This is a genomic window from Sphingomonas sp. P4_D12 (genome assembly GCF_056401895.1).
The window spans coordinates 404,641-418,905 of sequence record NZ_JBFUIL010000005.1 but is presented as its reverse complement, the minus strand read 5'-3'; the positions used below and the strand labels follow the sequence as shown (position 1 = coordinate 418,905).

Annotated in this window: 14 protein-coding genes; 7 read left to right on the top strand and 7 right to left on the bottom strand. The window is 64.7% G+C overall.

Features of this window, described 5'->3' with window-relative positions; genetic code table 11:
- The first annotated feature begins 70 nt into the window (after positions 1 to 70).
- On the top strand, positions 71 to 463 hold the full coding sequence (locus tag AC1DSD_RS12125) for a hypothetical protein (RefSeq protein WP_478030317.1): 393 nt from the start codon (positions 71 to 73) through the stop codon (positions 461 to 463).
- A complete protein-coding gene (locus AC1DSD_RS12120; protein WP_478030315.1) occupies positions 463 to 2,610 on the top strand; it encodes an acetate--CoA ligase family protein in 2,148 nt (715 codons plus the stop codon). Before AC1DSD_RS12125 ends, AC1DSD_RS12120 begins: the two co-directional genes overlap by 1 nt.
- 36 nt (positions 2,611 to 2,646) lie before the next feature.
- Here the strand turns inward: AC1DSD_RS12120 and AC1DSD_RS12115 are convergent, their stop codons facing one another.
- The 4 genes from AC1DSD_RS12115 to AC1DSD_RS12100 all read right to left on the bottom strand — a co-directional run bounded on the left by AC1DSD_RS12115 (position 2,647) and on the right by AC1DSD_RS12100 (position 6,758).
- The gene (locus AC1DSD_RS12115) at positions 2,647 to 3,495 is read right to left on the bottom strand and encodes a p-hydroxycinnamoyl CoA hydratase/lyase (protein WP_478030313.1); all 849 of its coding nucleotides are present in this window, start codon (positions 3,493 to 3,495) and stop codon (positions 2,647 to 2,649) included.
- Between the two features lie 200 nt (positions 3,496 to 3,695).
- Positions 3,696 to 5,138 carry an aldehyde dehydrogenase family protein gene (locus AC1DSD_RS12110; protein ID WP_478030311.1) on the bottom strand — a complete coding sequence of 481 codons (1,443 nt, stop codon included), beginning with the start codon at positions 5,136 to 5,138 and terminating at the stop codon, positions 3,696 to 3,698.
- 23 nt (positions 5,139 to 5,161) lie between these two features.
- Positions 5,162 to 5,983, bottom strand: coding sequence for a glutathione S-transferase family protein (locus AC1DSD_RS12105; protein ID WP_478030309.1), 822 nt, complete (start codon positions 5,981 to 5,983; stop codon positions 5,162 to 5,164).
- A gap of 16 nt (positions 5,984 to 5,999) precedes the next feature.
- Positions 6,000 to 6,758: a glutathione S-transferase family protein gene (locus AC1DSD_RS12100; RefSeq protein WP_478030308.1), complete on the bottom strand. Its 759-nt coding sequence runs from the start codon at positions 6,756 to 6,758 to the stop codon at positions 6,000 to 6,002.
- Positions 6,759 to 6,987: 229 nt separating this feature from the next.
- Between AC1DSD_RS12100 and AC1DSD_RS12095 the strand changes: the two genes are divergently transcribed.
- Together AC1DSD_RS12095 and AC1DSD_RS12090 are read left to right on the top strand one after the other, a co-directional pair.
- Positions 6,988 to 7,656, top strand: coding sequence for a glutathione S-transferase family protein (locus tag AC1DSD_RS12095; RefSeq protein ID WP_478030306.1), 669 nt, complete (start codon positions 6,988 to 6,990; stop codon positions 7,654 to 7,656).
- Between the two features lie 24 nt (positions 7,657 to 7,680).
- Positions 7,681 to 8,538 (top strand): CmcJ/NvfI family oxidoreductase, encoded by an 858-nt coding sequence (locus AC1DSD_RS12090; RefSeq protein ID WP_478030304.1) that lies wholly within the window; start codon positions 7,681 to 7,683, stop codon positions 8,536 to 8,538.
- Here AC1DSD_RS12090 and AC1DSD_RS12085 read toward each other — a convergent pair whose 3' ends face one another.
- Entirely contained in the window at positions 8,539 to 9,357 is an 819-nt protein-coding gene (locus tag AC1DSD_RS12085) for a helix-turn-helix transcriptional regulator (RefSeq protein ID WP_478030302.1), read from the bottom strand.
- Positions 9,358 to 9,533: 176 nt separating this feature from the next.
- Here AC1DSD_RS12085 and AC1DSD_RS12080 point away from each other — a divergent pair, with 176 nt between their 5' ends.
- From AC1DSD_RS12080 to AC1DSD_RS12070, 3 genes are read left to right on the top strand one after another with little or no spacing between them, the layout of a single operon-like run.
- The gene (locus AC1DSD_RS12080) at positions 9,534 to 10,499 is read left to right on the top strand and encodes an SDR family oxidoreductase (protein WP_478030301.1); all 966 of its coding nucleotides are present in this window, start codon (positions 9,534 to 9,536) and stop codon (positions 10,497 to 10,499) included.
- Positions 10,496 to 11,386 (top strand): SDR family NAD(P)-dependent oxidoreductase, encoded by an 891-nt coding sequence (locus tag AC1DSD_RS12075; RefSeq protein ID WP_478030299.1) that lies wholly within the window; start codon positions 10,496 to 10,498, stop codon positions 11,384 to 11,386. The genes AC1DSD_RS12080 and AC1DSD_RS12075 overlap by 4 nt, the downstream gene beginning before the upstream one ends.
- Before the next feature lie 45 nt (positions 11,387 to 11,431).
- Positions 11,432 to 11,842, top strand: a complete 411-nt coding sequence (locus AC1DSD_RS12070; RefSeq protein ID WP_478030297.1) for a nuclear transport factor 2 family protein — start codon at positions 11,432 to 11,434, stop codon at positions 11,840 to 11,842.
- A gap of 73 nt (positions 11,843 to 11,915) precedes the next feature.
- On the opposite strand, the gene AC1DSD_RS12065 is transcribed toward AC1DSD_RS12070, so the two are convergent.
- Both AC1DSD_RS12065 and ligM read right to left on the bottom strand, forming a co-directional pair.
- Positions 11,916 to 12,599, bottom strand: coding sequence for an alpha/beta hydrolase (locus tag AC1DSD_RS12065; RefSeq protein ID WP_478030296.1), 684 nt, complete (start codon positions 12,597 to 12,599; stop codon positions 11,916 to 11,918).
- Between the two features lie 37 nt (positions 12,600 to 12,636).
- Positions 12,637 to 14,040: a vanillate/3-O-methylgallate O-demethylase gene (gene ligM, locus AC1DSD_RS12060; protein WP_478030295.1), complete on the bottom strand. Its 1,404-nt coding sequence runs from the start codon at positions 14,038 to 14,040 to the stop codon at positions 12,637 to 12,639.
- Between the last annotated feature and the right edge of the window lie 225 nt (positions 14,041 to 14,265).

Here is a 14,265-nt window from a genome sequence, read left to right as displayed (position 1 = left end):
CGGGGATGTGCCGAAACATCGAATGGAATGACGGCGATTCCGCCCGTCTTGTCGCGTGCGAATCGCGCCGATGACGACTGGGGGATCGCCGAATAGCGGCCGCAGCTGGCTAGGTGTGGCGGGCCGGCTCGAGGCGATATTGAGCAATCTGGAATTCCTGGCCGGCCGCGAGGATCGCATGCGCGAGATCGTCGCCGCCCGCCGTGACCTGACGGCGGAAATCGGCGCGACCGGACTCCTCATCGACAGCGAATCGTGCCCGCCCGAGTTGCGATCGGATGCACGTCGGCGGCTGTCGGGCGTCCGGCACGTCGTGTCGCTGAACCAGGCGACCTGGCCGGTCGTTCGGGCGCGCGAGAGTCCGGAAGCCTATCGCCGGTCGGCAGAGGATGCGACGCTGGCGCTTCGCGATTTCATCGCCTGGCTGCGGGTACAAGATTTCGAGATTGAGGACGGATTTTGATGGCGACGATTGCGACGACGGCGAAGAACGACATCATCGGCAACGGAGCGGACGCGGGCCTGCGATTCGACCGATTGCTGCAGCCGCGCTCGGTCGCCATCGTCGGCGCTTCGGATAAACCCGGCGCGCTCGGAGCGTCGGTTCTAGGCAATCTCGAGCGGCAGGGGTTCGACGGCGAGATTCATCTCGTCAATCCGAAGCGGGCGGAGATTGGCGGCCGGCGCTGCGTCGCCACGGTCGACGATTTGCCCGAAGGGATCGACGTCGCGGTGCTCGCGATTCCTCGCGCAGGCGTGCTCGACGTGATCCGTGGCCTGGCCGGGCGCCGCGTCGGCGCGGCGATCGTCTTTTCGGCAGGCTTCGCCGAGGATGGGCCGCAAGGCCTCGCCGACCAGCAGGAGATTGCGCGGATCGCGGACGAGGCGAGCATGATCGTTGAGGGTCCCAATTGCCTCGGCCTGGTCAATTTCGTCGATCGCATCGCGCTTACCTTCATCGAGCTGCCCGAACCGCGCGTCGATGGCGACCGCCGGGTCGGCATCGTGTCGCAATCGGGCGCGATGGCGGCGGTATTGGCGACGACGATGATCGCGCGCGACGTGCCGCTCAGCTGCTACATCTCGACCGGCAACGAAGCGGCCAGTGGGGTCGAGGATTATCTCGACCATCTCGTCGGCGATCCGGCGACGTCGGTGGTCGGCATGATCGTCGAACATTTCCGTAAACCCGCACGCTTCCTGGCGGCGGCACGAGCCGCGCGCGCCGCCGGCAAGCAGGTGGTGCTGCTCCATCCCGGGCGCAGCGCGGCGGGCGCGGCGAGCGCGGCGACGCATACCGGCGCGATGGCCGGCGATTACGACGTGATGTGCGTCCATGTCGAACGCGCCGGCGTGATCCTGGTCGATACGCTGGAGGAGTTGGGCGACGTCGTCGAAATGCTCGCACGCTACGCCTCGCCGGTGGCCAAGGGCCTCGGCGTGATCGCGGAATCGGGGGCGTTCAAGGCGATCATGCTCGATCAGGCCGAAGCGCTCGGGCTCTCCCTGCCGCCGCTCGGCGATGCCGATAGCCCGGCATTGCGCGCGGCGCTGCCCGATTTCGTGCCGGTCAGCAATCCGCTCGACGTGACCGCGCAAGGGCTGGTCGATCCCGGCATCTATGGTCGGACGATCGCTGCACTGGCGGCCGACGACCGCATCTGGGCGATCCTGGTGACCTTGATCCAAACCGACACCGGCACGTCGCACATCAAATTCGATGCCGTGCTCGGCGCATTGCGTGCGAGCCCGCCGGAAAAGCCGGTGATCGTCGCGGGCGTGGACGAAGGCGGCATCATCCTGGCCGAGGACGTCGCTGCGCTGCGGGCGGAAGGCGTGATGTACCTGCCCACGGCAGAACGCGCCTTGCGCGCGCTGGCAAGGATGCGGTCGGCCGGAGACATTGCCGTTCTTCCGACAAGTGACGCGGCACCGCTGGCGGGACTGCCAGAAGCTGGCGCGACGGTGCCCGAATATCGCGCCAAGGACCTGCTCAGTGCGCGCGGCATCGCGTTCCCATCGGGCACACTCGCCGGATCGGCCGATGAGGCGGTCGCCGCCGCCGAACGGCTCGGCTATCCGGTCGTGCTCAAGGCTCAGGCTGCGGCGCTGCCGCACAAAAGCGATGCCGGTGGCGTGGTCGTCGGGCTGGCAGATTCACAAGCGGTCCGCGCCGGATGGGCGAAACTACAGACTGCGGTTGCCGCGGCGCGGCCCGATCTCACGCTGGATGGCGTGCTGGTCGAGCCGATGGCGGCGCGCGGCGTCGAACTGATCGTCGGCGCGCGCAACGATCCGCATTGGGGAGCGACCATCCTGGTCGGATTCGGCGGAGTCAGTGCCGAACTGCTCCACGACGTGCGGTTGCTTCCCGCCGGCCTCGATCGCGAAGCCATCGCCGCCGAATTGCGGCGCCTGCGTCTCGCTCCGTTGCTCGACGGGTTCCGTGGCGAACCGGCGATGGATGTCGACGCGGTGGCGGCACTCGTCGAAGCACTCGGCGAGGTGGTGGCCGCGAGCCCGGGGATCCGTGAAATCGACCTCAATCCGGTGATGGTCTATCCGCGTGGCCACGGCGCGATCGCGCTGGACGCCCTGATCCAGACCTGAGCTTCGGGCGGCGACCGCCGGGGCCGCCGCGCCGCATCAGTTTCGGGAAGCGTCGGCCTTTTGCTGGTCGTAGGATCCCAGCCCGGGCTTGTAGCTCTTTTCGTCGATGAACTGGCGGATGCCTTCCTTGCGGCCTTCGGTCTTGTCGTGGAAATTGGCCGCTTCCTGCATGCGGACCAGATAATCCTCGGCCTCGTCGTAAGTCATCGAGCCGACGCGGCGCACGGCGTCCTTGGCGAATTTGAGCGCGACCGGATTCTTCTTGAGCAGCATCTCGGCGACTTCGCGGATGCGGGCTTCCAGCCGCTCGAGCGGCACGCTCTCGTTGACCAGCTTCCACTCCGCCGCCTTGCGGCCGTCGATCAATTCGCCGGTCAGCGTCATCCACATCGCGTCGCGCATCGACAGCAGGTCGACCACCACCTTGGTCACGCCGCCGCCGGGCAGGATGCCCCAGTTGATCTCGCTCAGCCCGAATTGCGCCTCGTCGGCGCAGATCGCCAGGTCGCACGAGAAAAGCGGGCCGAAACCACCGCCGAAGCACCAGCCGTTGACCATCGCGATGGTCGGCTTCTGGAACCAGCGCAACCGCCGGAACCAGCCATAGCTCTCACGCTGCGACTGGCGGACCCCGCGCAGCCCCTTCGCCTCGGTCTCGCGAAAATATTCCTTGAGGTCCATGCCCGCCGACCAGGCGGTTCCTTCGCCGCCCAAGACCAGCACGCCGACATCGTCGCGATATTCGAGCTCGTCGAGCACTTCCATCATGCACCGGTTGAGCGCCGGGTTCATGCAGTTGCGCTTCTCCGGTCGCGCGAAATAGACCCAGGCGATCCGGTCCTCGACCCGATACGACACCACATCCTGCGCATTACCTTCGCTCATCATTCGCCATCCCAGTCTGCGCGGGGCAGATGCCGGTCGGTTAGGTGCCGACTCTCCCTCGCTGTTATTTGTATGCTAGGCGCACAATAGCGACGATAGCGCAGGAAGCAAGCGAGCGCGTGATGCGGATCGCGGCGGATGCCCGACCGCTTGAGAGTCGGGTGCCGGCTGGCCGGGGCCGGCCGGCATCCGTAAATGCGTCAGGCGGGAACGGCGTCTTCGGGCAGGGCGCCGATCACCGACTTCACCTCAAGGAATTCCTCGAGCCCGAACTTGCCGAATTCGCGGCCGTTACCCGATTGTTTGTAGCCGCCGAACGGCATGTCGAAAGCGAGTCCGCCAGCATTGACGTAGACCGCGCCGGCCCGGATTTTGCCGACCATCGTCTTCGCCTTGGCCGGATCGCCGGCGATATAGGCGCCCAGGCCGTACGGCGTGTCGTTGGCGATGCGGATCGCGTCGGCATCGTCGGCATAGGGCATGATCACCAACACCGGGCCGAAAATCTCCTCACGCGCGATCGTCATGTCGGGCGTGACATTGGCGAAGACGGTGGGCTTCACATAGAAGCCGGTGTCGAACCCGTCGGGGCGGCCAGTGCCGCCGGTCACCAGGGTCGCGCCTTCGTCGACGCCCGTCTGGATCAGGCCCTGGATGCGTTCCCATTGGCGCTGATTGACGACCGGGCCGATATGATCGCCTTCGCTGAGCGGTTCGCCGACCTTTTTGGCGGCGAACATCGCCCCGACCTTCTCGGCCGCTTCGTCATGCTGCGACGTATGGACCAGCATCCGCGTCGGCGCGACGCAGCTCTGGCCCGAATTCAGCAATACGCCGCCGACGCCGCCGGGCAGTGCCTGATCGAGCGGGGCACCTTCGAGAATGATGTTGGGCGACTTGCCGCCGAGCTCCTGCGCCACGCGCTTGACCGTATCGGCGGCGTTCTTGGCGACCATGATCCCGGCGCGGGTCGAGCCTGTGAAGCTCACCATGTCGATATCGGGATGTTTCGCTAGCGCGGTGCCGACGCCTTCGCCATCGCCCTGGACGAGATTGAATACGCCTGCCGGCACGCCCGCCGCGTCCATCACCTCGGCGAAGATCGCGGCCGAGCTTGGCGCTTCCTCCGAGGGCTTGAGGACCATCGTGCAGCCGGCGGCCAGCGCCGGACCGACCTTAGCGACGATCTGGTTCATCGGCCAGTTCCACGGCGTGATCAGCGCGACGACGCCGATCGGCTCGCGCACGATTTTGTTGTCGCCGATCTTCTCGGCGAAATCATAATCCTGCAGCGCCTTCAGCGCATTGCCGAGATGGCCCAGGCCCGAACCGGCCTGCGCGGTCTGCGAGATCGAGATCGGGCAGCCCATTTCGGTCGCGATCGCCTCGGCGATGTCGGGAATCCGTTTCTGATATTCGGCGATGATCCGCTGGAGCAGGGCAATGCGCTCGTCCTTCGACGTCTGCGAAAAGCGTTCGAACGCGCGCCGCGCGGCATGGACCGCGTCATCGACATCGGCCGCGGTGCCGAGCACGATCTCGCTCGCCGCCTGCTCGGTCGCGGGGTTGATGACCGTATGTTTGCGCCCGCCTTTGCTGTCGACCCAGCGGCCGTCGATATAGTTCTGCGGATAGCTCTTCATTGTGTCGGTCCTTTTGCGGAAGGTCAGGCGGGAACAAGCCCCAATTCGGCGTCGCTGGCGGGTACACCCCATTTGTCGCGCGGCGGCATCGGCCGCGTGTCCCAGGCGGGGTCGAGCGTGAAGCTGGAGACGCTGCGCCCATCGGGGATGCGCCCATTCCCGCCGCCTTGCGAATAATCGTAATAGAGCGTCATCAGCTCGCGATGGCTGTGGTGGCGCTGGACGATCGGGTGCGCCAGGCATGCTTCTCGCCAGCGCAGCACGCGAACGAGGTGCTGCGGGATTTCGTACGCCTCGTAATAATCGAGGAACCACAGCCGCTTGAACATTGGCGCGAACGCGATCTCGGCCCAGCCGAATGCGTCGAACAGGAAATCGCGGTCGGGCGCGTAATGGCGCAGGAAGTCGTCGAGCCGGGCATATTGCGCATCGACTTCCGCCCGATGCTCGTCGCGTTTGGCGCGATCGCGGTTGAGGATCATGCGATAGCCTGCGCCGGTGAACTGACCGTCGGTGGCGCACAACATCGCTTCGACCGCATGCTCATAGGGGTCGCTGCGCGCGACCGGGCGCTCGGGGAAACGATCCTCGAAATAGCGCATGATGACCATGCTCTCCTTCAGCGTCTCGCCATTTTCCAGCTCGAGCGCGGGCAGGGCAGTGGTGCCGCGCGTCTTTCGCAGCAGCCAGTCGGGGCGCGGCTTGGAAATATCGATCTCGTGATCGGCCATGATGCCATCGAGCCCCTTGAGGTCTAGCAGCAACTCCACGCGTTCGGAAAACGGGCAGCCCGGAATATGGTACATCCTGAGCGCGCCGCCCGGGGGTTCGTCGTTCCAGCTCATGACGGTCTAGGTCTCCTCAAGCAGCTGACGCAGGCGTCGGCGCGCGCGACGGCATTTCGCTTTGCGATCGCGCGAACATCTCGCGCGCGGCCGGGCGGGCGTTGATCCGCTCGATCCAGGCGACGAGATGGGGAGTGGCGTCGCGATTCACGATGTCGGCAAATCCGTGCTGCATGCCGTTGGCGATCGCGAAGTTGCAGATATCGGCCAGCGTATAATCCTCACCCGCCAGCCAGCGACTTTGCGACAGCCTGTTTTCGAGCCGGTCGACAGACACGCCGATCTTGCGCATCTCCTCGTCGAGCACTTCCTTCGGAAAGCCGTTGCGGGCGTTGCGCCATTTGACCTTCTGTTCGGGAACGGGGATGCGCTCGAGTTGCTCCTCGAACTCGGAATCGGACAAAGCGCGCGCCATCGGGCCGATCATCCGCTCCCAGCCGATGGTCGAGACGCACCAGCAGAAATATTCGTCGACCCATTTGGTCCAGACGCGCATCTCCGCGGTCGCCACCGGGTCGGCCGGGCGCAGCCGCGGCGCGTCGGGAAAGGCGTCCTCGAGATATTCGCAAATCACCGTCGATTCGGTGATGATGTGGCCGTCGTGATCGAGCGCCGGTACCTGGCCGCGCGGATTGATCTTCTTGAACCACTCCTCATGATGCTCGAACTTCCGCGGATCGATGAAGCGCGGGGTGAAAAGCAGGCCCTTTTCGTACAACGCGAGCAGCGGCTTGAGCGAGTTGGCGGCCGGACCGAAACTATACAGGGTCAACATCAGCGCTTCCTCCTCTTCCCGGACCGTGCGTTTTCACACGTTGCGGATAGCGGTGACGATGGTTTGCGCGCTTCGCAAGAAGACCAGCGGTTCTATTAGTCGAGCTACCCCTCAGGCGGGCGCAGTGCGCGATCCAGGGTGTCATCGGCAGTGATAGCGTAAGCGGTCACCTTGTAGGCGAGGCGTCGCTCTGCTTGGCTTGCCGGCCAGGAGAGAAAAAGGCCCGCATATGCTCGAATTGCTGACGTCGGAAACCCCGAACGGCTGGAAGGCCGCGATCATGCTCGAGGAATTGGGCGTACCATACCAGGTGACGGCGATCTCGCTCACCAATCTCGACCAGAAGCAGGATTGGTACGTCGCGCTCAACCCAAATGGCCGGATACCGACCCTGGTCGACCACGACGAAGGCGATTTCGCGGTGTTCGAATCGGGCGCGATCCTGATCTATCTCGCCGAGAAGTTCGGCCGCTTCATGCCCTCCGACGTCAAGGGCCGCAGCCGCGTCATCCAATGGGTGATGTGGCAGATGTCCGGATTGGGGCCGATGATGGGCCAGGCGACGGTATTCAATCGCTATTTCGAGGACCGCCTGCCCAAGGTGATCGATCGCTACGTCCGCGAAAGCCGCCGCCTATTTGGGGTGATGGATGCGCGGCTGGCAGAGCACGAGTTTTTGGCCGGCGATTATTCGATCGCCGACATCGCCTGCTTCCCCTGGGTCAGGGGCCATGACTGGGCGCAGGTGCCGATCGACGGTTTCCCGCATCTGCAGCGCTGGTTCGATGCGATCGCGGTGCGTCCGGCCGTGCAGCGCGGCCTGCTCGTGCCGGAACCGCCAAAGGCTACGGAAATGGAGAAGAAGACCGTCCTCCAGGGCAAGACGATCCTGTCCTAGGCGAAGGGAAGGCGGAAAACGGCGATGGCGACGCTCATCAATCGCAGCACGGCGATGCCGGCGGTCGAGACCAGCATCGATTATCTCGTCCCGACATCGAAGATCAATCGGCGGTTCTGGGCGCCGGGGCACGAAGTGAATACCGGAATCTACCAATCCTATCCGGTGACGATCCGCAACGCCCGGCTGGCGCCCGAGCCGTTCACGCTCGACAAGCACGGTTTCTGCCTGGCGCGCCACGTCAGCGGGGTGGGGGACTTTCGCGACCCCGACGCGGTGGCGGATTATCCCGCCGAGGTGGCGGAGGTCGCGCGCATGCTCACCGGCTGCGATCTGGTCGTGCCGATGAGCGGGCAATTGCGCTCGCCGGTCATTTCCGGTGCCGGCATCCAACCGCCGGCGGCCGAGGCGCATGTCGATTTCAACACCGGCACCGCGCACCGGATCGCCAGGGCACTGCACGACAAGACGGCCCCCGGCGCCAGCTTCAGCCGGTTCATCGCGTTCAGCCTGTGGCGCACCTTTTCGCCGCCGCCCCAGGATTGGCCGCTTGCTCTATGCGAGGCCGGCAGCGTCGGCGACGAGGACGCGGTCGCCAACGTCAAAGTCGACGTCGACGAAATCCCCGAGGGCGATGCGCTTTATGCGCCGATCGAAGGCGAGGAAGAAATGGCGGCCGCCACCATTTTCCATCACAATTCGGCGCATCGTTGGTGGTATTTCCCCGACATGACCGCCGACGAGGTGATCTTCATCAAGTTTCACGACAGCGATCACAGCCGTGCCTGGAGGGCACCGCACACGGCATTTCACGACACCAGCCGTCCCGATGCAGTGACGCGCGAAAGTTATGAATTCCGCGCGATCGACTATTTCAACTGATCAGCGTTTGGCGGCGAGCTTTGCCAGCTTGGCGGCGCTTTCGGGATCGTTGGGCGCGAACAGGATCAGCCGCTGGCCCGGCGCTTCCTCGATCGCGTAGGAGGTATGCCGAAAAATGATCTCGCCCACGTCGGGCATGTCGGCGACATTGGTGTGCTCGAAATGGGCGAGGATTTCCGATTCCTGCCAATATTGCCGGAACAGCTCGGACCGCTCGTACATCTCAGCGATGATCGCGTCGAACACTTCGGGTCGCGCGGTGCGGCTGTAGTCCCATTTGAACCGCGCGGTCAGCCGCTGCCCCATTTCGCGAAAATGGTCGGGGTCGCTGCGATAGCGGTCGTCGAGCATCAGGATCTTGAACAGGTTGCGCTTGGCGAGCGGCAAGCTGCCATAATCGCGGAAAGCGCGCGCGACGAGGTCGTTCCAGCCGATCACCGTCCAATCCTCGACGATGACCAAAGCCGGGATCGACAGGCTGTCGAGCAAATGCTGCGTCCCGGGATGGACCTGCTCGTCGGCGACCGCGGTGAGCGGGGGTGGGCGGTGCTGGGCGAGCGCGAACAGGAATTCGCGCTCGTTCTTATCGAGCCGCAACGTGGCGCTGAGCCGCTCGATCATCGGCGCCGAGAGCCGCACTTCGCGCCCTTGCTCGAACCAGGTGTACCAGGTGACGCTCATCCCCGCGAGCGCAGCCACTTCCTCTCGCCGCAAGCCCGTCGTGCGCCGCCGCGTGCCGCATGGCAGGCCGACATCCGCCGGCGACAGCTTGGCGCGAGCCGCCTTGAGGAATCGGGTGAGTTCTTCGCGATGGGCCATGGTTTATCCAGTTAGCTCCAATAATGGCATAGCCAGCGGTCTTCTAGTTCTATCCAGCTTCTGCAAGCTAAACCGCAAGCACGTGCCGCCGCCGCTGGGAGGATCGGGAGATAGCCGGAAATACCGGCATGCCGATCATCCCAAACCGACGGCGGGCACGATAAAAGGAGAGTGAGATGTCGGAAGTAACGGCCGCGCCGCGGCCTGCCCCCATGGCCGATGTGGCCGGCCGGACGGCGTTCATCACCGGGGGTGCCAACGGCATCGGGCTCGGCATCGCGCGCGCCTTGGTTCGCGCGGGCGCCAATGTCGTGATCGCCGATATCCGCGCGGAGTCGCTGGCGGAGGCGCGCGCCTCGCTCGGCGACCACACCCCGGTCGAAACCGTCGTACTGGACGTCACCGACCGTCCCGGTTTCGCGCGAGCCGCCGACGCCGCCGAAGCGCGCTTCGGCAAGATCCACATGCTGATCGGCAATGCCGGGATCGGCATCATGGGGCCGATCGTCGATGCCCGCTACGACGATTGGGATTGGGCGATGGGAGTCAATTTTGGCGGCGTTATCAACGGCCTCGTCACCATCCTGCCGCGGATCCGCGCGCATGGCGAAGGCGGGCAGATCGTCACCACCTCGTCGCAATCGGCGCTGATCCCGATACCCTTTTCGGCGACCTATACCGCCGCCAAGGCAGCGGTACTGGGACTCTCGGAAGCGATCCGCGGCGAGCTGGCGGCGGAGAATATCGGCGTTTCGGCATTCCTGCCCGGGCCGGTCCAGAGCAATATCGCTTTGTCGGGCGAATTGCGCCCCGACCAGTTCAAGAGCGACAGCGGGTATCAGACCCGCGAGGCCGAACTGGAAAAGCGGCCGGTGTCGCCGCTGTGGATGGAGGCGGACGAGGTCGGCGAGCGTGTCCTCGCGGGCATCCGCAACAACGACCTCTATATCCTCACCCATCCCGAATTCGCTGCCGGCATGCGCACGCGGTTCGACGCGATCCTCGCTTCCTTCCCTGACGAGCCGATCAACCGCGAGCGCGCGGAGGCGATCGGCTTCCTGCTCGGCAATCCCGTGTTCGATGAGGAACTCGCTCGTCACGGCAGGGAAAAGGGCGTCAAGGAACAGGAATCGGCACGATGACCAGGGTCGCGGGGCGCACCGCCTTCATCACCGGCGGCGGTTCGGGAGTCGCGCTCGGCCAGGCCAAGATATTCGCGCAGGCGGGATGTAAGGTCGCCATCGCCGATATCCGCCAGGACCATCTCGACGAAGCGATGGCATGGTTCGACCAGACCGATTTCGAGGTGATGCCGATCAAGCTCGATATCACCGACCGCGCCGCTTATGCGGACGCGGCGGACGCGGTGGAGGCCAGGCTCGGCCCGGTCGAATTGCTTTTCAATACCGCCGGCGTGTCGATCTTCGGACCATTGCAAAAGGCGACCTATGAGGATTGGGACTGGCAATTGTCGGTCAATCTCAACGGCGTCATCAACGGCATCCAGACCTTCGTGCCGCGCATGATCGCGCGCGGCAATGGCGGCCATATCGTCAATACGGCGTCGATGTCGGCGTTCGTCGCGCTCAAGGGCACGGGCATCTATTGTACGACCAAGATGGCGATCCGGGGTCTCTCCGAATGCCTCGCGCTCGACCTTGCCGAACACCGGATTGGCGTCTCGATGCTGTGCCCCGGCGCGGTCAACACCAATATCCACGAAGCGGTGCTGACGCGGCCCGAGCATCTGCGGAACACCGGCTATTACGGTGCGGACCCGGCGATGTTCGCGCATCTGAAACGCGTGATCGAGGTCGGCATGGAACCCGAGACGCTGGCGCGCTATGTCCTCGATGGGGTCGAGCGGGACCAGCTCTACATCCTGCCTTATCCTGAATTTCGCGGCACGCTGGAGGAAATCCACACGCGGGTAATGACGGCGCTTGCTCAACCCGAGGACGATCCCGAATATGAGAAACGTGTCGCGCATGGCGTGCCAGGCGGCGAGCGGCGTCCGGCCGACGCTTGACCGCCGCCGACCGGGCGCGATCGGGAGGGAGAAGGATGCTTCGCGATGAATCAGGGCGCTGAACTTTCCGCTGGCGACCAGCGCGCGATCGAATGGGACTGCGCGCGGCTGATCAACCTCTACGCCCAGCTCAACGACGCCGCGCGCTGGGAAGAGGTCGCCGCGCTCTACGCGCCGGACGGGCTCATGACCCGGCCGACAGCGCCCGACGTGCCGATCGTCGGGCGCGAGGCGATCCTCGCCGCGTTCCAGGCGCGGCCGCCGCGCGTCACCTGCCATATATGCAGCAATATCGTCGTCACCGTCGAAAGCGCGAACCGCGCGCGCGGCACCAGCGCGATGCTGCTGTTCACCGCAGCGGACGCACCGCCGCTGGTGGGCGGGTTCCAGGATATATTCGTCCTGACGGAGCAAGGCTGGCGGTTTGCCGAGCGTCGCGGCTGGCTCGCCTTCTGACGCTCGCCGGCGCGCTGGCCGCCTCACCAAGGGCGTCCGCGTATGCGCGAGCTAGAGTCTGGCTTGCTGTCGATCAGGACGAGCGCTGGCCCAGATCGAGCAGCAATTCGCGTAATTGCTGCGGCTGGTCGGTCATCACGTCGTGGCTCGCCTCGGCACGATGCACTTCCCAGGCGGGATCGTCCTTCACCGCATCATGGAAGCGCGTGAAAGGTGTCGGCGCCCATCCGGTGGCGAATATATAGGCCCGTCGCGCGACCTTCGCTTCCTCTCCGGTGAAGCGCACCGGCTCGAGCAACGTCAGCAGCGGGTGCCGCCCCAGGCGCGGTTCCGGCGGCAGGAACGGCAAAGGTGCGACAAGTCCGGGCGTATCGCGTTGGCCGTCGATATAGAATTGGTGGTCCTGCTCGCCTGTCAGGTCCCACAGCGACTGGCCATCGCCTGGCAGAAACGCGTCGATATAGGCAAGCGCGTCGATCCGGCTGCCGAGATGAGTGGCGACTCCGGTGATCACCATGCCGCCATAACTGTGCCCGGCCAGCACGAAGCGGTCGAAACCGGCGGCCCCGATTTGCTTGATCACGTCCGCGACGTGGCGCGACAAGTCGACCACCGGAGAAAGCTCGGCGGCGCGATCGCCCAGCCCGGTCAGCGCGGCGACAAGGACACGATGTCCGTGCGCCTCGAGATCGGCAGCCAGGCCGGCGAGCGTCCAGCCGCCACCCCAGGCACCATGCACCAGTACATAATCCGTCATCGCACCCTCCCCGGACGTGGTCGATTGGTCGCGGCGATTACGCGGTCTGGGTGGTGCGCCAGCCTTCGTGATAGGTTTCGCGCGCGACCCGCGAATAGGGGATCGGGCTGACGATCGCGCGGACCTCGATCTGCTTGTGCGGTTCGACCGTGGTCTTGCGGGTGCCGCCATGCTCCTCGCCCCACACAACGCGGACTTCGCTGCCGACCGGCACCGATGGATCGATCGTGGCGAGGCTCAATGCCTGCTTCTCATTGTAACTATAGCCGGTGAACATCGACAGGCCGATCGTCCTGCCGTCGGCATCGACCACGCGATCGTAATTGGACGAGGCATAATTGGCGAGCGGCACGTCGAAGAACTTATACTGCTCGCCATCGGGGTCGAACAGCGATGCCATGATCTTGGCCATGTCCTCGGGATGCCAGGCCAGCGTCACTTTCTGGCGCTGCGCTGCGGGATCGAGCCCTTCCAGCACCTCGCGGCCGTGGAAGTCATGGTCGAACTTGACGAACGGGCCGTAGCCCAGCTCCCACGGATTGAGATAGTAATCCTCGATCCGCTCGGAAACGAAGCTGCCGCCGATCGAGCCGGTCGCTTCATAGCTGTCGGCGCCTAGCCACTGCCGATAGTCCTTGAGTTTGTCGCCGGTATAGATGGCGGGCAGCGGGGAGGGGATCCAGCCCGATTCCAGCGTGTTCGACGGATAGGCGCGGCTGCCGCAAGGCACGATGCCGAATTCCTTGCCCGCTTCCAGGATTGCGGCCCGGATCTCTTCCTGTTCGGCGTAAGGACCCCAGATTTCCAGGCCCGGCGCGCCCGACATGCCGTGGCGGAGGGTGCGCACCTCGCGGCCGGCGATGGTCATCGTGCTCATGTTGAAGAATTTGAGCTTTTCGAGCGGGCCGCCGTTGAGTTTTTCGATGATCGCCCAGGCGCTCGGTCCCTGGATCTGGAAACGCCAGACCGAGCGGGTGACCGGCTTTCCCATCGGGCGCATCGGCGAGCGGTCGTCGAGCTCGACATCCAGGTCATAGCCGCCGGTCGCGGCGTGATAGCGCAGCCAGTTCGATGCCGGCGCGCGGCCGACATAGCAGAATTCCTCCGGTGCCAGCCAGAAGATGATGCCGTCACCGATGACATGGCCATAAGGCGTGGTCGGCACATATTGCTTGGCCTTGCCGACTTCCCAGCCCTTGGGCGAATTGATCATCGTGTCGGTGAGCAGCTTCAGCGCGTCCTTGCCGCGCAAATACAGGTTCACCATGTGGTGCGACTGGTCGAACAATACCGCCGAATGCTGCCAGGCCCATTGTTCGGAACGCCAATTGTGGAATTCGGGCGCGACGACCGGATAGACATAGGCGCCCAGCTGCGAATTGCGCAGCATGTCGACGATGTTGCCATTCCGCTGCAGCACGGTTTCCAGATTGTCGGCCATCGATCCACTCCCATTTTCCCGGCGGCCGCCATCGCAGCCGCGTTGTTGCTGTCCCTCGCTCGCCTCTCGCGGGCGGCAAAAGCTTGACGCCGATCATAGGAAATTTTGTATGTAAGGCAAACAATTTTCGCGCGTCGCCAAATCGAGAGCGCCGCGGAAGGCCGTGCGTCTTGCGTACTTGTGAACTACGCGGTTTGGGACGAAGCTGATCGCTGTGTCGAGGAG